We start from the raw sequence: 21790 nt of genomic DNA on the forward strand, positions 1-21790 counted from the left end.
AAGTTCACAGACGGCGCACGATGATTAAAGCGACAATTAAAAATAAATGCTATTATGCCATACTATTTTGACGGATACAGTGACAAGTCTTAGCCCTTGCATTACTATGTCGTCACTGTCGCCCGATATGCGCTCAATATGAAAGCAAAATTAGCAGGCGCTATAATATTTTATATGAGGACATAGTCTCATTTTAAAATGTCTATAAAATTGAAAGTTCTAAATTTTGAAAGTTTGTTTTATTTTGAATCGTTATTCACAGCTATTTTAAGCCCTGTATTAATAAACTTATAGTCGATGACATTTGTTGATTTATAATGTCCGCACTATTATTAACGCCACTTAGATGCTGGCTAGTGATAGCCCGTATCTAAGGTAGCATCTTGTTAGCAGATTGGTAGGTATCGTACGTTTTATGCAGCAGTCACCTCATTCCCCACAGTCTAAGTCATCATCTGCGTCAGCCATTGATTCTGCTGCACCGCTATCGCACCTGCAAAAAACTTATGCAGTCATTCCACGTGAGCGTCCGCATACGCCGCTACTTGATACAGTAGACGCCCCGATTGATTTAAAAGCGTTTAGCGAAAGTCAGCTCATTACCTTGGCGGATGAGCTACGGCTTTTTTTGCTCTATTCAGCCGGTCAAAGTGGCGGTCATTTTGGGGCCAATTTAGGCGTCATTGAGTTGACCATTGCCCTGCATTATCTGTTAGATGCGCCCCAAGATCAGATTGTTTGGGACGTCGGTCATCAGGCCTATGCCCATAAAGTGTTGACGGGTCGCCGAGATAAGCTTGGTACTATTCGCGCAAAAGATGGTTTGACCGCTTTTCCAGAACGCGCCGAGTCGGTTTACGACACTTTTGGCGTTGGGCATTCATCGACGTCTATTTCGGCGGGTCTTGGCATGAGCCTGGCGCTACGCTATCAAGGCCGCGCGCAAACGGTTGCCTGTATTATAGGTGATGGCGCAATGACCGGCGGCATGGCGTTTGAAGCGATGAATGACGCCGTCCAACAAGATGCGGATTTGCTAGTCATTTTAAACGACAACGACATGTCGATATCTTGCTCGATTGGTGGTTTTTCACGGCATTTAGCGACATTGTGGGAGTCAGGCTATCAGGTTGATATCTCTGATGCTGGCGAGCCGATATTATGCCAGCGTCCTGACATGCAAGCCTACGACCGCCGTAAACGTCATAACGAGCTGCGCGATGTGCCGCAATTAGAAGACAATCTATTTAAAGCCATTGGTTTTACTTATTTCGGTCCGTTTGATGGCCACAATATCCCTGAGCTACTGCGCGTACTATCGCTTGCCAAGCAATTAAAAGGCCCAGTGTTGGTGCATATCTATACCACCAAAGGTAAAGGGTTTGCGCCCGCTGAATTAGATCCAGTTGGCTATCATGCCATTAGTAGATTGCCCGCTGAAGATAGCGAGAAGAAAGTATTAAAAGATAGCCTAACAGCGAGTACACCGCTATTAAAATACTCGCAGGTCTTTGGCCAGTTCTTATGTGATAAAGCTGCTACTGACGAGAAATTGCTTGCTATTACCCCAGCCATGGAAGAAGGCTCGGGCATGATTGAGTTTGCCCGTCAATTTCCTAAGCGCTTTTTTGATGTAGCGATTGCTGAACAACACGCGGTAACATTAGCAGGCGGCATGGCGACCCAAGGCGTCAAACCAATCGTCGCCATTTATTCAACCTTTTTGCAGCGTGGCTACGATCAGCTGATTCATGATGTGGCGCTACAAAATCTTGATGTGATGTTTGCTATTGATCGCGCTGGTCTAGTTGGTGAAGATGGTGCTACCCATGCCGGTGTGTTTGATTTTGCCTTTTTACGCTGCGTACCGAATATGCTGATTGCCGCGCCAAAAGATGAAAACGAATGTTATCACTTGCTCAATACTTGCTATGAATATCAAGGCTGTACGGCTGTGCGCTATCCGCGCGGAGTTGGCGTTGGCGCGACGATTACCCAGCCTGCGCAAGTCTATCCTATTGGTAAAGCGGTGGTAGAGTCGGTTTTAGGTCAAGATAACGCACCTAATAAGTTGGCCTTATTAGCCTTTGGTACCATGGTGGCGACGGCTCAGCAAGCAGCAGAGAGCCTGATTAACGATAATATAAACTCAAACTGCCAAGTACATGTGGTGAATATGCGCTGGGTAAAACCTTTAGATACGCACTTGCTTGACAGCTTAATCAAGCAAGGCATCACCCATATCGCCACTTTAGAAGAGCATACGATTATGGGCGGCGCGGGCAGTGCAGTAAATGAATATTTGTTAAACGAATCAATAGCGTTTAAAAATAGCCGTCCAGTAATCTGTAATATCGGTATTCCTGATCGCTTTATTGCTCATGGTTCACCAGCAGAGCAAATGGCTGATTGTGGTCTGGATGTTGCAGGGGTCGTCAGCCAGCTGCAGCAATTGCTAAAATAAAACCCTATCGCTCAAAAAAAATTGCTAAAATAGCGGATTGAAAAATAAAGCATTTTTGTTTAAACCTCGCCTACTTGCCGTAGGTGTGAATTATTTGACAACTTGGGCGGCACTACTGCTGGCAATCATTTATTTGGTTCGCTAGGCGGCGATGGTTTTCATGAGTTATTAATCCGATTTGATTTTAAGCGGCTTTTATTTTTCGTACATTTTATCAGTCCTATCTTTTAAGTAGTATTCATTCATCAAGCAAATAGGTTATTTATGGAACCCATGGTCGTTATCGCAGCGCGTGCTGCTGAAAAAGTCGGTAAAGAGATTTTATATGCGCATCAAAACCGCCACAAAATCGAGCTAGATATCGAGTCAAAAGGGCTTGATGGTTTGGTCACGCGCATTGATCGTTTCAGTGAAGAGCTGACGATTGAGACCCTAAAAGCCAGCTATCCAAATCACTCGTTTTTGGGTGAAGAGTTTGGTATGCAAGAAGGTCGCGGCGAAGATGCGGACTGGTGCTGGATTATTGATCCGCTAGATGGTACTAAAAACTTCGTCCATGGCGTACCGCAGTTTTGTGTTTCTATCGCGGTGCAACATAAAGGCGTGACCCAGCACGGCGTCATCTATGACCCTGTACGTGATGAGATGTTCTCGGCTAGCCGTGGTAAAGGCGCACGCTTGAACAATCGCCGTATGCAAGTGAGCGAGCGTAAAACCATCGACGGCGGCTTATTTACCACTGGTCATCCGCTTGAGCGTAAACGTAATGGTGAAGTCATCTCTTATGCCAAGCAGCATTTTGAAAGCTTACAAAAAATCTCTGAAGCGGGTGGTCAAATTCGTCGTTTAGGCTCAGCCGCCCTTGATTTGTGCTATGTCGCCGCTGGTCGATTTGACGGTTATTTTGAGATGTCTATCAAGCCGTGGGATATCGCCGCCGGTGAGCTTATCGTCACCGAAGCACGCGGTGTGGTCGTTGACCATACAGGCGCGCACAACTCAATGACCTCAGGCTCTATCTTTGCTTGTAACGTCAAATTACTAAAACCGTTAATGCAAGTGGTTGTCCCAATGTGGGGCGATATTTTGTAGTTTTAACTTATTAAAGATTTAGAAAATTGATATTGAAAAAGCTGGTTCCATTATGGCGCCAGCTTTTTTGTTTTACCATTTTCTTTGTCCCTACTTTTATCTGTCACCGTAATGCCTTGAAATTCAAGCTCTTTGCTGGTGCGCTCTAATAGTTGCAACTCTTCTTCTATGAGGACGAGCATATCTTGTACATGCGGTAAAGCTTTACTGCAAGCGGTAATGCCAAATTCAATCTTATCCAAATAGCTGGCGAGAGTGATATTCATCGCTTGTCCATTGAATACAATCGATGCCGGATACAAAGATTGCAGACGCGCGCCGTTCCAATATAGCGGCTTTTCTGACCCAGGGACGTTGGAGATAATCAGGTTAAAGGCCTGTTTTTTCGGAAACAGCCCAGTTGCCAAATTGATACCTTCCCACGCATAAGAAATCACACTGTAATTGATAACCTGCGCTTGATTCATACGGCGGAATCGGCGTTTGCCGTTATTCATACTGCGATGAATCAGCTCGATGCGGCTGAGTGGATCGTCTAAATGCGTGCCCAAATTGGCAAGAACAAATGACAACTGGTTGCCCGCCACGCTATTATCGGTACGTAATGACATGGGTACAAAAGCAATCAAAGGCTTGCTTGGTAGCGCATCTATCGACAGGAGATAACGGCGAATAGCGCCAGCACAAACGGCAAGCACCACATCGTTTTTACTGATATTTAAACGCTCAGCGATATCATTAAAGCGCTGTATCTCATAGGACTGTGCAGCGATGCGCCGTGAGGCTGAAATGCGCTTGTTAAGTACGCTCATTGGCGCGGCAAAGGTACTGACATAACTGTCATCGCCGAAATTCTTTAAGTTATCGAGCAATTCTGTAAATACCGGTTTAATGGTCGATATTTGCTCTTTGATAATGCGCCGCGCCGAACGCTCTTGCGGCAAAATCGCATCGACTTGGTTACGGTGGCGCGCCATTAATGACCAAATCGGTAGCGTCACCGGTTCGGTTGGTGATTGTGATAAGGATTTTTTGACCAAGCGCATGGCAGCGATGCCATCAACGAGCGAATGATGGATTTTAAAATATAAGGCAAAACGTTCAGGCGCGCCTTCGCTTTCTGGCTCAATTCCTTCAATAACATGACATTCCCATAGCGGCATTGCCCGATCTAACAGGCGACCATGCTCTCTTGATACGTACATCAAAAGCTCGCGTACACGCGCGGGCTGTGGTAGCGCTACATGGTGCAAGTGATGCTCAACATCAAAGTGTTTGTCTTTTTTCCAAAATATCAAATGCTCAAGCACTTGGTTAAAAGGAAAGGTCGGCGGCACCTCAGAGTGCTGCATTTGTTTGACCAATTGACAAACAAAACTGCCGTCCGCATTTTCGGGCAATTCGAATAAAAATAGACCCCCAACATGCATGGGTTGTTTACGCGACTCAAGAAGTAAGAACAACTGGTCGACTGCTGTGAGAAGTCGCATAATAAATCCTTTTATGACGATGAATAAAAAACGGCAATAAATTATATAAGTATTCAGTTAGGCAAAGGTAAAGCATAGTAAAACTAAAAAATATAGCAAAAACGATTAAAAACCTAAAAGTAGTCACAAAAATATCTTAATATAAAAAGCATGGCGCACGGGATTTTTATTATTTCATTATGTGTTAAGCCGTGCTTTTAAAGGTTTAAGCTAGAAAATTTGCCCTGCAGGATTCAACTTGAAAAATCTAAGCTAAAAACTACTGAAAGAAGTAGCCGGTCTGCGGCGAACTGGCAGCGGCCATTTTGCGCATCGGCATACGACCTGCTAAGAACGCCTGACGCCCTGCCCATATAGCATGTTTCATGGCCTGCGCCATCAACACGGGATTTTGTGCATTGGCAATCGCTGAGTTCATCAGCACGCCATCACAACCAAGCTCCATCGCAATCGCGGCATCAGAAGCGGTACCGACGCCAGCATCAACCAATACGGGTACATTGGCATTTTCAATAATAAGGCTTAAGGTATGGCGATTAAGCAAACCAAGACCAGAACCAATCAAGCTACCAAGCGGCATGATCGCCACACAGCCCATGCTCTCTAATTCTTGAGCGACGATGGGGTCGTCAGAGGTATAAACCATGACTTCAAAACCATCATCGATTAGCACCTTGGCGGCTTTTAGAGTCTCCATCACGTTTGGATAAAGGGTTTTTTCATCGCCTAATACTTCTAGCTTCACCAGATTATGCCCGCCTAATAGCTCGCGAGCAAGCTTACACGTCCGAATCGCGGTTTCGGCATCAAAACAGCCTGCGGTATTGGGTAAGATGGTATATTTATCCGGTGAAATCACATCTAATAAATTTGGCTCATTGCTATTTTGACCAATATTGGTACGGCGAATAGCAACGGTGACAATCTCAGCTTCTGACGCGCCAATCGCCGCACCCGTCTCAGCCATGTCTTTATATTTACCAGTACCGACCAACAATCGAGAAGAGAATGTACGACTACCAACCGTAAAGGTATCATTCGATAAGGCATTTTGTGAAAATGATTGAACATTGGCAGGAGTATTTGCGGCTTGTGACATAAGGATAATCCTAATAGCGGGCTGACAAAAGTGACTAACGAGGTTATTAAGTTTGTTACTGTGTTTAATGAGAGTTTTTATTAAATAGTAGTAGAGGCAAAACGTAAATAGGCGTTATGTGGCCAAAGGCTTGCGATGTTAAATGCTAATAATATAACTGCTTTAAAAGCAAAGTCATAAATCCAAGCAAAGCCTTGCTACTTGCCTAAAACAAAATGTTATTATAACAAACTCATACGCGCTTACTGACAATCTTTACCCAGTTTAACGATTGTAGTGTTTTTTGGCATGTATTAGATTGTGTTTTCAAGACTGTTTTCAAAGTTATTTTATAAGCTGTTTTTTAAGTTCTTTTTTAAATTAACCACTCACTAGGTCGTCTTTATGCTGCAGCTGCCGTACAGTTTTGCAAAACGCCATCAAATTTTGGCCATTCTTGCTATTGATCCGGAGTTGCCGCCGACCTTGGTGTTGACCAAAACTACGCCATTGTCCGCCATTAATGAGGCGGTGCGTTTTTTACAGCAGCAAGGCGTACGCGGTGTACCAAATTATGAAAATATCAGCATTGAAGATTTCGAAAAACGTATGAATGCCGCCTATGCCGGTAATACGGGCGAGTCGCAGCATATTGCCGCTGGGCTTGAAGACCATCCTGACCTCGATAGCCTGGCCGATAGCGTTCCTGAAACAGAAGATTTGATGGATCAACAAGACGATGCGCCGATTATTCGTCTGATTAATGCGCTGTTGTCTGAAGCGATACGTTTAAATGCCTCAGATATTCATATTGAAACTTTTGAGAAACGGCTAGTGGTACGCTTTCGTGTCGATGGAGAGCTAAAAGAAATTATCACGCCAAAACGCCAATTGGCGCCGTTACTGGTCTCGCGTATCAAGGTGATGGCCAAACTGGATATCGCCGAAAAGCGTGTACCACAAGACGGTCGCATCAGTTTAAGACTGGCAGGCCGTGAGGTCGATGTACGGGTATCGACGCTGCCGTCAAGCTTTGGTGAGCGCGTGGTCATGCGTTTATTAGACAAGCAAGCGGGTCGTCTCAATATGACGTATCTTGGTCTATCTGATAATGACTATAGCGAGCTTAAGCGCTTAATCCATCGTCCACATGGCATTATCTTGGTGACTGGACCGACGGGTTCAGGTAAAACCACCACGCTATATTCGGCATTGACCGATTTAAATGACCAAACCCGCAATATTTTGACCGCCGAAGATCCGATTGAATTTCAGCTCGATGGTATTGGGCAAACGCAGGTGAATAATAAAGTCGATATGACCTTTGCTAAGAGCCTGCGTGCCATGTTGCGACAAGATCCAGACGTGGTGATGGTAGGTGAGATTCGCGATTTAGAAACCGCCGAAATCGCCGTGCAAGCGTCTTTAACAGGACATTTGGTATTATCGACACTGCATACCAATACCGCCATCGGTGCGGTCACGCGTTTGCAGGACATGGGCGTAGAGCCATTTTTATTATCGTCATCGCTGATTGGTGTCGTCGCTCAGCGTTTGGTACGGACGTTATGCACACATTGTCATGGCTGGCAGGCTGCCGATAATGAACAGGCCAAATTATTTACTGAAATTGGTATTGCGGCAAATGCTACAAATACGGCTACTGAAAAATTAACAGAGAATATTATTAATTTGCCGAAACCAGTGGGCTGTGATAAATGTAATAATTCAGGCTTTAAAGGGCGGACGGCAATTTATGAAGTGGTGCCGATTGACGATACCTTGCGCCGGATGATTCATAGTAATACTGCCGAGTACGAGCTAGAAGAATACGCCCGTCAGCAAACGCCATCGATACGTGCTGATGGGCTACGCAAAGTGATAGAGGGTCGGACGACGTTAGAAGAGGTGCTGCGAGTAACTAAAGAAAGCGCCCTAACTGATGACGCTATTCTTGTTTAAAAAAACGATGGTATAAAGAAAAACGATTGTATCAAGCAAAGCGGTTATTGAGTCAAAAGTCAGCGCAATTGGCTCAATAACCGCTAATCAAAAAGTTAGTTTGGCTTATTCTTAATAGTACTGCTATTTCGCGGCGATACATTCAACTTCAACGCTTGCGCCCGCTGCAAGCTCTGAAACGCCAAAGGCTGAGCGTACAGGATAAGGCTTAGCCAATTCTGCTTTATAGACTTTATTAAAGTCATCAAAGTCATCCATATCGGTCAGCATCGCCATACATTTGACGATGTCGGACTTTTGGTAGCCGTACTTTAACAAGGTTTCATTGATATTATCGAGTGCTTGTTTGGCTTCGGCTTTGACGCCGCCTTTGACCAATTTACCGTCTTTAAAACCAATCTGTCCTGACATATATAACGTATCGCCGACCCGTACCGCTTCTGAAAATGGATAATTGCCGCCATCACCGAGAAATACTGGGCTAGATTTGGTGACGGTTGCATTATTAGTTGTTGGCGCGGCATTGGCCGTAACCGCAAAACTTAAGCCTAATGAACAGGCGCTAATCAGCACTACTTTAGATAAATGAGTCGTCAGTTTATTGATATATCTAGACATACTTGTCTCCTTGTTATTGTAATGTTTTCTAAATCCATTTTTTGGTAGCTGTTTGCTTCTTTAACAAATTGAAATTAATTGCTCTCGAGTTCCTGTGTTGAGTGTTTGCTGCTTGCTTCACTCTCGTCTTGCTCAGACTTAGATTGCTCATCTTTGGTTTTTTCATTGTCATTTTGCTTGTTTTCTAGCGCTTTAGCGGCTTTACCTTGACGGCGAGCTTCTAGCTCAGATTTGGGTATCCAAGCCCACGTCATCTCAACGACGATAGGGTCGCGTTCACTATCTGACTCACGGTCATGAATCACGCACGGTATGACCATTTCACCCTTTGGCGTATTTAAGATATCTAAGCGCTGCTCGTCAGATAATGATGCCACCGCGGCAATTTGACCTTTTTTAATCGGACGATAAAAATTCACCGAGTAAGATTTAATCAATAATACGCGGTCAGACGGTAGGTTTAAACCCAAAATAAACCCTGTTGCGGTTTCCGCAAGTAAGGTGATAGCAACCGCATGAACCGAGCCGATATGATTTTGTACCGCTTTGGTATTATTTAAACTGACCACCACTTGATTGGGATCGACGTTTTCATAATAAATACCTGTTGTGCCCACGTACGGCACAACTTTACCAAAGGCTTTTGATAAAATGCTGGCGCGCGCGGCCGCAGGCAGAAACTTGGTGACAGACAGCAGTTTGGTAAATTGGTTGCTGATGGGTTTTAGCGTGCTATTTGGTTTTTCGTCTAGCACTTTGGTGTTGTCAGAAACTTTGGCTGGTAGTTTGCTACTCAGTTTGCTAGGGAGTTTTTTTAATAATCCTGACATACAACATTCCTCAATTTAAAGTGGGATTTACAGTGTTTTACTAGTGCGATAAAAAACATTGAGATGATTGATAAGTTAGCGAATTCTTTTATCTTAGCAACTATTTTAGTTATGGTACATTAAGTGCCGTATCGCTACCATTATTAACATGAACTGCCGCGCGTATAAAATATGACTAACGTAACGGTATCTTAGGTATGAGAAATAATGCCATTTTTGTTAGCTCGTTTAATTTTAGCGAGCCACGTTATGATCGTCAGGTTTTAGCACATTTCAACTATTTTGCCGTTTTTTTCTCATGTTCGACAATGCCATGCTAGATAAGGTCATGCCAAATATGTCTCCTTCCAAACCAACCAATATCATCTATACAGGCGTTGCTGGTACAGGTAAAACCTATCGCTTGCTCCAAATCGCCCAGCAATATACTGACTACTTACCAAAGATAAATGACAAAGAATTATTGAGACAACTTTTGCAGCCGTTAAGCTGGCGTGACGTGGTTTGCTTAATATTTTTGGATTTTAAGTCGAAAAAACAGGACTTGGTCAAGGTACCAGAAATTGTCAATCATGAGTTTTTTGTCAATAAAGCGGCGCAAAATGCGCGCGAGAAAAACTTAAGCAATACCGCTTGGTCTGTGCTGCAAATGCACACGTCTATGAGCTCACAAACGGTGAGTTATAAAAACCGCGCCAGCCAAGCCTATTTTGATAAAGATAATAGCGGTGCATGGTATTTACTGCCAGAAAGTATAGATTTGTTAAGTGATTTAGCGCAGCAATTAACGGAATTTCAGCAGGCGCAGCGCGAGAATAATAGCCAAAATAAAGAGTTCCGTCAGCAGCGCTTTAGTATGGTCAGCTTTCATCAAGCCTATGGTTATGAGGAATTTGTCGAAGGTATCCGTCCGGTGATGGCGTCATCCGATCATACAAAAAATAGCTCATCTCAAATGAGTTATGACGTGCAAGATGGTGCATTTTTGAAATTGTGCCAACGCGCTGCTAATGATCCCGAGCAGCGTTATGCGATGCTGATTGATGAAATTAATCGCGCTAACGTATCACGGGTCTTTGGCGAGCTATTAAGTTTGATTGAACCCGATAAACGCGCTGGCATGGCAAATGCGATGACGGTTAATTTGGCCTATTCAGGGCGAACCTTTAACGTCCCTGCCAACGTTGATATTTATGCCACCATGAACACCCAAGACCATTCATTAGCGCCGCTTGATATGGCATTACGGCGGCGTTTTCGCTTTATTGATTGTCCGCCGCAGTCGGAATTATTACCTGTTATTTATCTCAATCAAGACTTAAAAGCTGATAATACAGAAGCGTTTAAGTCAGAAGAAACAATAGATTTGGCGAAAATCTTAACCGGTTTAAATCATCGTATTACGCAAACCCTTGGGGCAGAGGCACAATTAGGTCATGCGTTTTTATGGTCAGTAGACAGTCTTGAGCACTTGCAAACGGCACTGATTGAGCAAATCATTCCGCAATTGGCGCAAGCAGCGGGTGGACAAGTCACTGTTTTGCAATATATCTTTCAAGATGAGCAGCAGCCGCTAAATGCGCAGTTTATACAAGATAGCCAAGCGCTGATTGATAATGCCAATAACTTAGCCAGTCCTAATAATTCAAATCCCATGTTTGCCGACCAGCATTCATTGCTCGGCCAGTCTATGAGTAGTGGCAGTTATAAAATTAATGCCGATTTAATCAATAATACGGCTAAGTTTGCCAAGCCGTTTGTTTATCAGCGTTTATATTAACAAGGTGGCTAGCTTGTGATGAGTAGAGTATTACAGTCTGATGACAAAGCGATAGGCAGCCACATTAATCATAACGTTAATAGTGGCAATAGTAATAGTGCGAGTATTGCTAATAACGTCAGTGCGGCTGCACTTAGTGCTAATATTATTACGGTGTTTGAGCATCAACGTTTAACAGCCCATGATTTTGTGCACGTAGCGGATTTTCATTGGCTAATGGCGCAAGAGTTTGCCGTTTTTAGCATTAAACGTCAGCAAGGACAATGGCAGCTAAAAGTCGGCCATTATATTGGTATTATTTTATTGCCAAGTGGGATGTCACTTGAGATATTGCCTAAGTTAATAGCAAAAACGTCTAGCAAACATAATCAGCAACAGCCATACGGTTTAGCTAAATCCAATGACATCAATCAAACGCGGCAATGGGTGCAGAATATGCTGGCAGATTTAACCAGCAGTCATAATAAAAATAAGCTTCCTAATACAAAAAACTTTGGCCAAGTTAGCTCTCAGCTAGCAGCGCTACCGACTAAAGCAATGCCATTATTCGACTGGCTGCTTGCGCAGTTTTTACAGCGTTTGGTGCATTATCAACCGACGAAGCACTATCAGGTGCAAATCCATAACCAAGCAGCGCTACAAGGTCGCTTGCTGATTAAAGAACAGTTGCGCCATAACAGCATGCAGCCGCATAAGTTTGTCTGTGAAAGCAGTGTGCTGAGCCAAGAGATGCCGTGTAATCGCTTGATTAAAAGCGCGCTCAACTTACTTACTCCGTTATCTCCGCCATCAATGACGCTATCCGCATTACAGCAGTGGCGACAAGTAGCAGGGTTAAGTCGTTATGAGTTGCAGCGGCTTGAGTCTTTTTATCAGCAAGCAAAGCGGCAATTGGCGCTACAGCCTTTATCTCGACAGCAATTACAAGCGGCGCAGCATTTATTAGACTTGGCTTATTGGTTATTGCGACAATCTGCTGTCCAAACTGGCAATGGCGTTAAGCCGCAAACATCAGCCAAGCAAAACGCCGCACAACTACGCCTATGCTTATTGATTGATATGAATCAAGCGTTCGAGCAATGGACAAGCCTGCGCATAGCGGCCCAGTTTCAGCAAATTGATTTGGCTTATAAGCCTTTGTTTCAAGCACAGCGAGTGTGGCTACATGATGTAAAAGGGCAGGCGTGTTTGTCCATTCGTCCTGATTTATTGATTTATAAAAGTGCTCATTTGCAGACTGGACCTAACATTAAAGCGCTGGGTGAGGATGACGTAAAATCAGAACCGCATACCTCTGCTTGCTCACCCCAATCAGGCAATTATAGCCATGTGATTGATATTAAATGGAAGCATTTACCGCATGCAGGGGCGATTAGTGCGGGCGACGCCTATCAGTTGAGCAGTTACGCGCAGGCTTATCACGCCGAGCAGGGCTGGCTGGTTTATCCGGTACAGGACGATAGCAGACAACCAATCCTGCTCCAGCAACAAGCTTATAATGACGCAGACAATGATAAAAGCTACAAAAAGCCGTCCAATCATGCCAAATTATGGCTGATACCCTTTAATGTGCTGACCGGAAAAGTAAACGGTGACTTGCTTCCAGATTTGAATGTAGTATAATAAGCGCTGTTGGCAATGTAGTATTAAGGTCAGTAAAAAACCAACGTTGCGACGCCGCCATTGTTATAAAAATGGCGCATTTTTGAAAGAATTTAACGATTCTTTAAAATAATCAAAAATAGGTGTTGACACAATCGGCTTTACCCCTTAATATGTGCACCTCGATAGCGAGGAACATTAACAAGTTAGCGGTATTACCAACAACAAGTTAAGTAACAAATTATCGAGATAATAGAGAATTTCGGAGTGTGGCGCAGTTTGGTAGCGCATCTGGTTTGGGACCAGAGGGTCGTAGGTTCGAATCCTATCACTCCGACCATCTATTTAAAGAGCCTTACAGGCTTTTTTTTATGTATGATGATATAGTTTTTTATGTTAGATATTTCTGATATGATAAACCAATCAAAATATATAAAAGTCCTCTAAGAGCGCCTGTAGCTCAGCTGGATAGAGCATCTCCCTTCTAAGGAGGTGGCCGCAGGTTCGAATCCTGCCAGGCGCACCATTTAGCCTGTCAATCTTGCCTTATCAGGCAATAGTTATGGCGGTTGTAGCTCAGTTGGTAGAGCCCCGGGTTGTGATCTCGGTTGTCGTGGGTTCGAGTCCCATCAGTCGCCCCATATTTTATTCTGCATCTCCTTCCTCATTAAATTCAAAAATATCAAAATAACACTGCTTGCCTTTACGGGCATTTTTTTGTGCCTGTTTGTTTAATATTTATGCATGCTCTCTAAATTATGACGCTAAGCAAACTATTCTGCTGTTTTAATTCTTATTAGTTATAAACTTCCTAGGCATTTAATTATCTAAGCATCTGCTAGCCTTTTTTCGCTGTTTTTCTTATGATAGATAGGCTCGCGAATGTTCTATCATTTGTTAAGCCTTGTTCAATTAAGCTATCACATTAAATTATTTACTTGATATTTTTAGTTATTTCTTTACTTTGACTTTATCTAAAATAAACCGCTTATTAAATAAACATTAGAGTTTTTGCCGCATTTTTTAAAAAATTTTGCAGTCATCAATGCTTTGTTTCTATTTTTTAAATTTTGCTATATTAATTACCAATGATTGAGGAAGTGATGGATGGACGCACTAAGCGTGTTGCTACAAAATGTACATTTATTCGAAACCAAGTATTATCGATTGAATGTGACGGGCAATTGGTCTTATTCACTCACTAGGCAAGATACGATTTTATTTTATTTGGTGATGTCGGGTGGTTTTTGTATCGACGTCGGCAATGGCCCACGAGAAACGCGCGCGGGTGACATGATTATGATTCCAAGCGCGCATCAGCATGTGAGTTACGCGCTAAACTATCATAGTGATGAGGCGCAGCCGTTAGATGAGTTATTGATGAGCTGTAAAGAGCATACGCTGGATTTGAAGGGTGACGGAGATTCTGAAGCGTCATTGATATTAATCGAGTGTAAGTATGATAAGGCGATGATTCGGCCTTTATTGTCCGTACTGCCATCGATTCTGCCAGAAGTTAATGATGAAGATGATGGCCGCTTTGAGGTGATTGATGTCGAGATTAGGCTACTGACGCTAGAGGCTGAGCACGAGCGCATGGGTAAAACCGCGGTGATCAATCATTGGGCAAGTATTATGATGATTGAATGCTTGCGGGTATATATTGAGAGTCTGCCTGAAGCCACTGAAAATTGGCTAAAAGCCATGAAAGATCCGTTTTTGACCAAAGCGCTGGTTGCGATGCATGAGATGCCAAGCGAAAATTGGACGATTAATAAGCTTGCTGAGGTAGCAGGCATGTCGCGCTCAAGCTTTGCTCAGCGCTTTAAAGAGGTCGTTGGTATACCGCCGTTGACCTATTTGATGGATTATCGCTTGCGCTTGGCCGCGCGTTATTTGCGTTTGCAGCAAAACAGTATCAGCCGTATTAGCGGTTTGGTCGGTTATGCCTCAGATTCAACCTTTAGCCAAGCGTTTAAGCGTGTTTACGGCATCTCACCTAAAGCTTATCGGCAGCAGTATCAACAACAAACGCTCTCTTAATTAGCTGTTAATTGCTATAACTTTTTTAAAAGCGCTCAGGCTATTTATCGGCTTTAGCGCTTTTTTGCTCGATGCTCATTATTAATTAAAACTCCCGCTTTTTAGCATAACTATTGCTTACCATCACCTTTATCACTGATTTCGATACCGAGTATTTCGGCGATGGACAGCTGACAATGCACTTAGGTTAAGGTACTATAGAGTCATGTTTTGCCCAAGCTTTATAGCGAGATTTTAGCGCATTTTATGGCACTGTCTGCTGGCCGCTATCGGTAAGTAGTTGGTTTTAAACGCTGATAGACTATTCATTTAGGATAACTTGGGCAAAGTTTATTTTTGCAGCTAATGGTATTTTATGACTGAACCGACCGCTAAGCCGACCGTGACTTCAAATAGCCAGCGTACTACTGCGTCCGCTACGCCGACAGCCGACGCAGATAAAAAAGACGTGAAAAGTAAGGCAAAAAATAAACCGCGTACGGCAAAAAACAAACAAAAAAGCAATATTACGCCTGCGCTTGATAAAGCGGCGCTGCTCGCGTTATTTACCTTGCCAGATGCTGAATCAGGTGCTGAGCAAGTAAGCTTAGATTTTACTAGCAGCAGTGAGTCGAATAACAGCGAAACCAATATCGCCGCGCAGCGGTTAGCGCTTTATCGTCGTCAGCATGAGCGTACACGTCAGCTATATATGGCGTCTGCCACCACCCGTCCTACGTATCTGGTGCAAACGCTAAAAACCCAGTTTGCAGAATATCAGCAATATTTACTGGCGCAGCAGCTTGATAAACGTGGTCTGATGGATACCGACGGGCTGGAGCGTTTATGGCAACAGTTGCACGTGGTCGATGATATTATCGAAGATATCGTCCGTCATATGCCGGCGCAGCAGCCCGCTGGTTGGCAGCTGACGACGCAAGATGGTCATAATCCACTGCGTTTTCCTACCGTTGGTAAGCTCAAACACGATAAACCTATCGTAGATCAAGGCAGCTTAAACAGTTATGTGCTTGGTCATTTTGGGGTCAGCAGTTTTACCTATGACCGCGCTTATTATATTGGTCATGTGGTTGGTTACTTATTTAGCTGCTATTTTTGTGCTCATCTGTCTATCAGCTATGGGGTTACCGCACTTGCTCCGCAGGTCGTGAGCGACTATGAATACGCTAGTTTAGAGACGCCACATATGGTAAGACTGCTACAAGGCTTGGATGGTTATTGCAAAAAACGTATTTATCAATTGGCCGTTATTTGCGCGCGCCTTAGCGTCTTCGCCAGTGACAAGCGTATCGAGCGCATGCTGATTGCTGAAGTCAATGATTTTGATAAAAAATTGCAACAACAGCATCTAGATGTTTTACTGTTACAAGGTTTAATGCCAGATAGCAGTGATTCTACGCCGCTTTTTTAAGACTTTTACTCTTTAAAATCTATTGTAAAACTTCTGTTTATCAGCATGTTAAATTGCTCACCTTAGGATATTTGCTGCTATGCCCGCTTATCATTATAAAGCGTTAGATGACCATGGCAGTGTCCAAAAAGGCTTACTTGAAGGCGATTCTGCGCGGCAAGTGCGCCAGCAGCTGCGTGATAAACAGTGGACGCCCGTCGAAGTCACCGCCGTCAATGACCGACAAAGCCAAAGTAAAAACCGCTATAAAAAACCATCCGCCTATGAACTAGCCCTACTGACTCGTCAATTATCGGTCTTACTTGCCGCCGGTATTCCTTTAGAGGAAACGCTGGCTGCCGTCGCCAAACAATCACCAAAAACCCATATTAAATCATTAATGCTGGCCGTGCGCTCGCATGTGCTAGAAGGTTTAAGCCTCGCACGCGCCCTGCAACAAGCCGCCAGTTTTCCGCCGCTTTATATTGCCACCATTGCGGCAGGGGAAAAGTCAGGTCACTTAGATTTAATCCTTAATCAATTGGCAGATTACACCGAAAACCGTTTTGCGCTACAAAAGAAAATCCAAGGGGCGATGGTTTATCCGATTGTGCTGATGGTAATGGCAGTCGGGGTGATTATGGGGCTGATGAGCTTTGTGGTGCCCAAAATAGTCAAAGTCTTTGAGCAATCGGAGCAAGCGCTACCGCTGATTACCCAAATCGTCCTGAGCTTATCGAATATCATTACCCAGTGGTGGTGGTTGATGCTTCTGGTATTGGCAGGCGCGGCGTTTTTGTTTTATCGCTTTGCGCAAACCCAAGCAGGCAAATTAGCGATAGACAGTATGGTACTTAGACTACCAATACTGGCGCGCTTATCAAAAGGGCTTAATGCGGCGCGTTTTGCCAGTACGCTTGCGATATTGGTGCGCTCAGGTGTGCCGCTGATTGAAGCGCTGCATATAGGCGCGGCGGTGACGACCAATTTACATATTCAAAAAACCATTATCACCGCAGCCGATAGAGTCACTGAAGGTTCAAGTTTATCGAGTCAATTAGACAAGTCCAGCTACTTTCCGCCGATGATGGTGCAAATGATTAAAAGTGGGGAGAACTCAGGCGAGCTTGAAAACATGCTTAGCCGCGCCGCCAATATGCAAGAAGCGGAAGCGACCAACTTTATCAGCACCTTGCTGTCGTTACTTGAGCCGCTCATGTTGGTATTGATGGGCGTGGTGGTCATGATTATTGTCATGGCAGTGATGCTGCCGATAGTGAATATGAATGATTTGGCAGGTTAGTAAACGCTTAAGCTTTGTTAATTTATCTGCAATAGGCTCAAAATCCATTACCTTTATCTTGCTAAAGCTTCCACTAACTTTCTTAAGCCTTGCTTACTGTTGTAGATTGTTGACCGCGGCACGTTTTTACTATAGCGCAATTAATCATCACGCTATAGTAAGCGCTCGTCAAAAGCTTTACTTATAAAATTTTTATAAAGTTAACGGTCATCCACTCTCTCATGGCTCGTATCCATAAAAGTCGATATTCATAACAATCTATAGCAGCGCTGGATAAAAATAAAAGCATGGTTTATAGTGATAAGCGGTTTAGGGTTCATTAATCTAAAGCCAACCCATTAAAACGCTCTGAACAGCACATTCATTATTTATATCACCTGATACCAAAAGCGATGACCAAAGCGATGACTATAATTGACACGATGCAAGTAGATACCATGCCAAAAAACGCTATAAATAACGATACGTTTCAGGCGGAAAATATGAATAAAGATATGCCTGCTGCGCTTAAAGTCCGTCCGTTATTGCGTCATAGCCAGTCTGGATTTACCCTTATTGAGATTATGGTGGTGATTGTAATTTTGGCCATTCTCGCAGGTCTAGTCGTACCAAAAGTGGTCGGACAAAGTGATAAAGCGCGCGTCAAAACCACAGAAACGGCGCTGGCAACGGTATCCAATGCCCTTGATATGTACAAAGTTGATAATTCACGTTATCCGACGACGGCGCAAGGTTTAGAAGCCCTAACCACACCGCCTGCTGACGCCAAAAACTATCCCGATGGCGGTTATATCAAAGGTGGCTATCCGACCGATGGTTGGGAAAACGAGTTGCAATATGTCGCGCCAGGTAGCGAAGGTCGTCCTTATGATTTATTTTCATTAGGGGGTGATGGGCAGCAAGGCGGCGAAGGGCAGGACGCCGATATTTATGCCCAGTTATAAGCTGCGCCTTAAGGTGATTAGATTAAAGTGATTAGCGCTGAGCAACATAGCATTTTCTAACACTTTACTGATTAAAGCGGCGTTAAAATTTCTATATATCAACCAATAAGGCTTTATTGGTTGATATTTTTTATGAAAGCATAAAATAAGTACTATGTTAGTAAGTACCATGCTAAACAGACGGCCACCATATACGTTTAGCCTTTTTAATTAAAAGTCATTACAAACAGTTGTTAAAAGTAACCTTTAAAACCCGCTATCAAAGGTAGTTATTTATGTTTATCAAAACAGCCACCCCAGTTATCAATAAACGCCTTGCTAAAAAACCTCATCTATTGGCAATGGCGCTTATAAGCACTTCGTTGATGACAGGTTTATCAACAATTTCAATGAGCGCGCAGGCAGCAGGGCTTGGTGAATTGTTTGGCAATAACAATGCAGCACAATCGAAGTTCTTGCCAGTCGATAAAGCTTTTAAAGTAGATAGTATTACCAAAGCGACGTCTAAAGGCACGCAGTTATCGATTACCTTTGATATCACGCCCGGCCATTACGTTTATAAAGACAAGCTGATGCTAAGCTTTCCAAAGGGCATCAGTGCGACGCCATTTCGCTTTAGCCAGTCGCCAATTTCTATTAATGATCCTACCTTTGGGAAAGTGCCTGTTTTTACGCAAAAAAATATAATTGCTACCACCACCCTGAGTACCAATAATGGTAAAGGCGCCAAAAATGTACCCGTTGTCATCGGCTGGCAGGGCTGTGCTAAAGCGGGTTTATGCTATCCGCCCGAGAAAATTAAAACCACGGTCAATATTGGCACAGCTCGTAAATAAATAATGATGTAAATAGAAAAGTCCATACAGACAGTGAATTGGTCAATTCGAATTTTGGTAATAATAGGTAGCCCTTCATGTCCCTTAAGAGCGCAGAAAAGTCTCTGTCATTAACGCAAAATAAACCGTCAAAAAAATCTTATTTGTTGGCGTTCGCTTTAAGCGCTGGTTCATTATTGGCAGGGCTAGCAGCGACTGGGCTGATGGCCGTGCCAGTGGCATCGCAAGCGGCAGGATTGGGCGATTTATTTAGCAGTGATAAAAGCGCGACCCAACCGAAATTTTTACCTGTTGATGAAGCGTTTCAGGTCAGTAGCAGTAGTAAACCTGTCAATAATGGCACGCGCTTAGCGATTAACTTTGACATTACGCCTGAGCACTATGTTTATAAAGACCAAATTAAGCTAACGCTGCCTGCTGGCGTGACCGCCGCGCCTTTTACCTTTAGCCAAAAGCCTGTCTCCATTGATGATCCGACCTTTGGAAAAGTACTGGTATTTGACCAAGCCAATATGGTTGCTAGCACTATATTGAGTAGTAATGGCAAGGCGATAAATAATGCCGCTGTAACGATAGGTTGGCAAGGCTGTGCCAAAGCAGGACTTTGTTATCCACCGGAGAAAATAAAAACCACGGTCAAAATTGCTGCTGCGTCACAATCGGCAGCCAATAGTTCAAGTAGCACTGCTACAGTTTCTGCGAGCAATAACAGCAATGCAGAAACTGCGCAAGCATCTACAGAGGCGACTGATACTGATCGTCTTGCTACAGAGCAAACTACGCCAGATGACGAGGTGATTGATTACGCTTTGTTAGATGATGAAGCATTAGATGCAGAGCTTGGTACTAGCAATACCATCTCTGGTGCCGATGAAGAAGTTGTAGGCGACAATGTCACAAGTAATATGCCAGCAAACGATAGCGCTACAACTGCAACAAACAATACCGTTGTCGTTGATAACGCCATTAATAGTGACCCTTTTGGCTTAGCTTCGCATCCGTGGTTGGCATTGGTGTTATTGTTCTTGGCAGGGTTGGGCTTGGCATTGACGCCATGCGTGTTACCGATGCTACCGATTGTTGCCAATATCGTCGCGCGTGAAGACAATCCAACGGTAAAACGCGGTGTTATTTTAACGACCAGCTACGCTATTGGTGTTGCCATCGCTTATGGTATTTTAGGCGCGGTCATTGCGGTATTTGGCGAATCGTTAGGCATTATCGGTTGGCTACAAAATCCGATTATTTTAATTGGGTTTGCCATCGTTTTTGTCTTATTAGCCCTTTATATGTTGGGCGTATTTAGCATTCGTCTGCCAAGATTCATCAGTAGTAAAATGCAGGGTCTAAGCCAAGCGGGGGATAGCAAACTTGGTAGTACGGGTGGCAGTTTAATTGCGGGATTCTTATCGGCGCTCGTGGTATCGCCATGCGTTTCGGCACCCTTATTTGGGGCGCTGCTTGCCGTATCAACGATTGGAAGTCCGCTCCTTGGCTTTGCCGCTTTATTTATGCTCGGTTTTGGTTTATCGGCGCCGCTTATCTTAATTGGCGCGACCCAAGGTAAAATCATGCCAAAAGCAGGCGAGTGGATGAATTGGGTCAAGCAGGGCTTTGCTTTGTTGCTTTTTGCCGTGGCATTGTTATTAATTGAACGCGTCTTTATCTCGCCTGTGATGCTGATAGTGTGGGCGCTGTGGTTTATGGTCGTGGCGATGTGGGCGTGGAGCTGGCTAGGCAAAGGTCGGATGCTGACCCAAGCGCTAGGCTTAATCGCTGGTATTTGGGCGACTTGTTTAATCGTCGGCGCCGCATTGGGCAATGACGACAGCTTGCAGCCGCTCGCGTCATTAAGCGCCGCGCCGGTGATGCAGACGACTGCTGGTCAACCAGCCATGAGTAATGCAACAGATAAAACTGTTACTACGCTTGCTGAGTTAGATGCCATTGTCGCCGCCAATCCTAAAGTTCTGGTCGATATCACCGCCGAATGGTGTATTGAATGCCGGATTATGGATAAAAACTTATTTCATAATCGTCCTGCGCAAATGCAAGATTGGCAATTGGTCAGACTTGATATCACGGAGACTACGGCTGATTCAAAAGCAATCTTAGCGCGTTATAAACTATTTGGTCCGCCAGCATTGCTGTATTATCAAGACGGGCAGTTGGTCAATCAGCAAGTGGGTGAAATCGGGCGCGCAGCGTTTGAGCAAACCTTAACCGCGCTAAATTAATCGTTTAAATGTAGATAAATTCCACATCATTTCTACCCATTAAAAAGCCAACGTCCTTTGATAATAGGACGTTGGCTTTTTCAATCTTACTAAATAGCTTTTTTAATATAGACGCTTAATC

15 protein-coding genes and 3 tRNA genes are annotated in these 21790 nt (G+C 43.9%); 14 read left to right on the forward strand and 4 right to left on the reverse strand.

Going from position 1 to position 21790, the window contains the following annotated elements; translation table 11 throughout:
* The first annotated feature begins 415 nt into the window (after positions 1 to 415).
* Positions 416 to 2464 carry a 1-deoxy-D-xylulose-5-phosphate synthase gene (gene dxs / locus ACPEGP_RS10605; RefSeq protein WP_423813385.1) on the forward strand — a complete coding sequence of 683 codons (2049 nt, stop codon included), beginning with the start codon at positions 416 to 418 and terminating at the stop codon, positions 2462 to 2464.
* 264 nt (positions 2465 to 2728) lie between these two features.
* Positions 2729 to 3556: an inositol monophosphatase family protein gene (locus tag ACPEGP_RS10610; protein WP_423813386.1), complete on the forward strand. Its 828-nt coding sequence runs from the start codon at positions 2729 to 2731 to the stop codon at positions 3554 to 3556.
* A gap of 50 nt (positions 3557 to 3606) precedes the next feature.
* Here ACPEGP_RS10610 and ACPEGP_RS10615 read toward each other — a convergent pair whose 3' ends face one another.
* Both ACPEGP_RS10615 and ACPEGP_RS10620 read right to left on the reverse strand, forming a co-directional pair.
* Positions 3607 to 5046: a WS/DGAT/MGAT family O-acyltransferase gene (locus ACPEGP_RS10615; protein WP_423813387.1), complete on the reverse strand. Its 1440-nt coding sequence runs from the start codon at positions 5044 to 5046 to the stop codon at positions 3607 to 3609.
* Positions 5047 to 5305: 259 nt separating this feature from the next.
* Positions 5306 to 6145: a thiazole synthase gene (locus ACPEGP_RS10620; protein WP_144297981.1), complete on the reverse strand. Its 840-nt coding sequence runs from the start codon at positions 6143 to 6145 to the stop codon at positions 5306 to 5308.
* A 384-nt stretch (positions 6146 to 6529) separates the two neighbouring features.
* Between ACPEGP_RS10620 and gspE the strand changes: the two genes are divergently transcribed.
* Positions 6530 to 8086, forward strand: a complete 1557-nt coding sequence (gene gspE / locus ACPEGP_RS10625; RefSeq protein ID WP_423813388.1) for a type II secretion system ATPase GspE — start codon at positions 6530 to 6532, stop codon at positions 8084 to 8086.
* 123 nt (positions 8087 to 8209) lie between these two features.
* Here the strand turns inward: gspE and ACPEGP_RS10630 are convergent, their stop codons facing one another.
* Complete coding sequence (locus ACPEGP_RS10630) at positions 8210 to 8704, reverse strand: RidA family protein (protein ID WP_286795998.1); 495 nt, start codon at positions 8702 to 8704, stop codon at positions 8210 to 8212.
* A 74-nt stretch (positions 8705 to 8778) separates the two neighbouring features.
* Positions 8779 to 9534: a DUF4442 domain-containing protein gene (locus ACPEGP_RS10635; protein ID WP_423813389.1), complete on the reverse strand. Its 756-nt coding sequence runs from the start codon at positions 9532 to 9534 to the stop codon at positions 8779 to 8781.
* Between the two features lie 337 nt (positions 9535 to 9871).
* Here ACPEGP_RS10635 and ACPEGP_RS10640 point away from each other — a divergent pair, with 337 nt between their 5' ends.
* The 11 genes from ACPEGP_RS10640 to ACPEGP_RS10690 all read left to right on the forward strand — a co-directional run bounded on the left by ACPEGP_RS10640 (position 9872) and on the right by ACPEGP_RS10690 (position 21669).
* A complete protein-coding gene (locus ACPEGP_RS10640) occupies positions 9872 to 11314 on the forward strand; it encodes an McrB family protein (protein ID WP_423813390.1) in 1443 nt (480 codons plus the stop codon).
* Positions 11315 to 11332: 18 nt separating this feature from the next.
* Positions 11333 to 12937, forward strand: coding sequence for an McrC family protein (locus ACPEGP_RS10645; protein WP_423813391.1), 1605 nt, complete (start codon positions 11333 to 11335; stop codon positions 12935 to 12937).
* Between the two features lie 242 nt (positions 12938 to 13179).
* A tRNA-Pro gene (locus ACPEGP_RS10650) sits at positions 13180 to 13256 on the forward strand.
* Between the two features lie 109 nt (positions 13257 to 13365).
* Positions 13366 to 13442, forward strand: a tRNA-Arg gene (locus tag ACPEGP_RS10655).
* Positions 13443 to 13481: 39 nt separating this feature from the next.
* Positions 13482 to 13557 (forward strand) — tRNA-His (locus tag ACPEGP_RS10660).
* A 466-nt stretch (positions 13558 to 14023) separates the two neighbouring features.
* Positions 14024 to 14959 (forward strand): AraC family transcriptional regulator, encoded by a 936-nt coding sequence (locus ACPEGP_RS10665; RefSeq protein ID WP_201590230.1) that lies wholly within the window; start codon positions 14024 to 14026, stop codon positions 14957 to 14959.
* A gap of 355 nt (positions 14960 to 15314) precedes the next feature.
* The gene (locus tag ACPEGP_RS10670; protein WP_423813392.1) at positions 15315 to 16370 is read left to right on the forward strand and encodes a hypothetical protein; all 1056 of its coding nucleotides are present in this window, start codon (positions 15315 to 15317) and stop codon (positions 16368 to 16370) included.
* A gap of 79 nt (positions 16371 to 16449) precedes the next feature.
* Entirely contained in the window at positions 16450 to 17652 is a 1203-nt protein-coding gene (gene gspF / locus ACPEGP_RS10675; RefSeq protein ID WP_423813393.1) for a type II secretion system inner membrane protein GspF, read from the forward strand.
* A 494-nt stretch (positions 17653 to 18146) separates the two neighbouring features.
* A complete protein-coding gene (gene gspG / locus ACPEGP_RS10680; protein WP_423814278.1) occupies positions 18147 to 18596 on the forward strand; it encodes a type II secretion system major pseudopilin GspG in 450 nt (149 codons plus the stop codon).
* 275 nt (positions 18597 to 18871) lie between these two features.
* Positions 18872 to 19432, forward strand: a complete 561-nt coding sequence (locus tag ACPEGP_RS10685) for a protein-disulfide reductase DsbD domain-containing protein (RefSeq protein WP_068406351.1) — start codon at positions 18872 to 18874, stop codon at positions 19430 to 19432.
* Positions 19433 to 19509: 77 nt separating this feature from the next.
* Complete coding sequence (locus tag ACPEGP_RS10690; RefSeq protein ID WP_423813394.1) at positions 19510 to 21669, forward strand: protein-disulfide reductase DsbD domain-containing protein; 2160 nt, start codon at positions 19510 to 19512, stop codon at positions 21667 to 21669.
* Positions 21670 to 21790: the final 121 nt, after the last annotated feature.

It is taken from the genome of Psychrobacter sp. 219-2-C (assembly GCF_049560815.1).
GTDB classification, from domain to species: Bacteria; Pseudomonadota; Gammaproteobacteria; order Pseudomonadales; family Moraxellaceae; genus Psychrobacter; species Psychrobacter faecalis.

Bases quoted from the DNA above. Each gene is read 5' to 3' on its own strand.
- dxs (WP_423813385.1), top strand. From the start codon at position 416: ATGCAGCAGTCACCTCATTCCCCACAGTCTAAGTCATCATCTGCGTCA.
- ACPEGP_RS10610 (WP_423813386.1), top strand. From the start codon at position 2,729: ATGGAACCCATGGTCGTTATCGCAGCGCGTGCTGCTGAAAAAGTCGGT.
- ACPEGP_RS10615 (WP_423813387.1), bottom strand. From the start codon at position 5,046: ATGCGACTTCTCACAGCAGTCGACCAGTTGTTCTTACTTCTTGAGTCG.
- ACPEGP_RS10620 (WP_144297981.1), bottom strand. From the start codon at position 6,145: ATGTCACAAGCCGCAAATACTCCTGCCAATGTTCAATCATTTTCACAA.
- gspE (WP_423813388.1), top strand. From the start codon at position 6,530: ATGCTGCAGCTGCCGTACAGTTTTGCAAAACGCCATCAAATTTTGGCC.
- ACPEGP_RS10630 (WP_286795998.1), bottom strand. From the start codon at position 8,704: ATGTCTAGATATATCAATAAACTGACGACTCATTTATCTAAAGTAGTG.
- ACPEGP_RS10635 (WP_423813389.1), bottom strand. From the start codon at position 9,534: ATGTCAGGATTATTAAAAAAACTCCCTAGCAAACTGAGTAGCAAACTA.
- ACPEGP_RS10640 (WP_423813390.1), top strand. From the start codon at position 9,872: ATGTCTCCTTCCAAACCAACCAATATCATCTATACAGGCGTTGCTGGT.
- ACPEGP_RS10645 (WP_423813391.1), top strand. From the start codon at position 11,333: ATGAGTAGAGTATTACAGTCTGATGACAAAGCGATAGGCAGCCACATT.
- ACPEGP_RS10665 (WP_201590230.1), top strand. From the start codon at position 14,024: ATGGACGCACTAAGCGTGTTGCTACAAAATGTACATTTATTCGAAACC.
- ACPEGP_RS10670 (WP_423813392.1), top strand. From the start codon at position 15,315: ATGACTGAACCGACCGCTAAGCCGACCGTGACTTCAAATAGCCAGCGT.
- gspF (WP_423813393.1), top strand. From the start codon at position 16,450: ATGCCCGCTTATCATTATAAAGCGTTAGATGACCATGGCAGTGTCCAA.
- gspG (WP_423814278.1), top strand. From the start codon at position 18,147: ATGCCTGCTGCGCTTAAAGTCCGTCCGTTATTGCGTCATAGCCAGTCT.
- ACPEGP_RS10685 (WP_068406351.1), top strand. From the start codon at position 18,872: ATGTTTATCAAAACAGCCACCCCAGTTATCAATAAACGCCTTGCTAAA.
- ACPEGP_RS10690 (WP_423813394.1), top strand. From the start codon at position 19,510: ATGTCCCTTAAGAGCGCAGAAAAGTCTCTGTCATTAACGCAAAATAAA.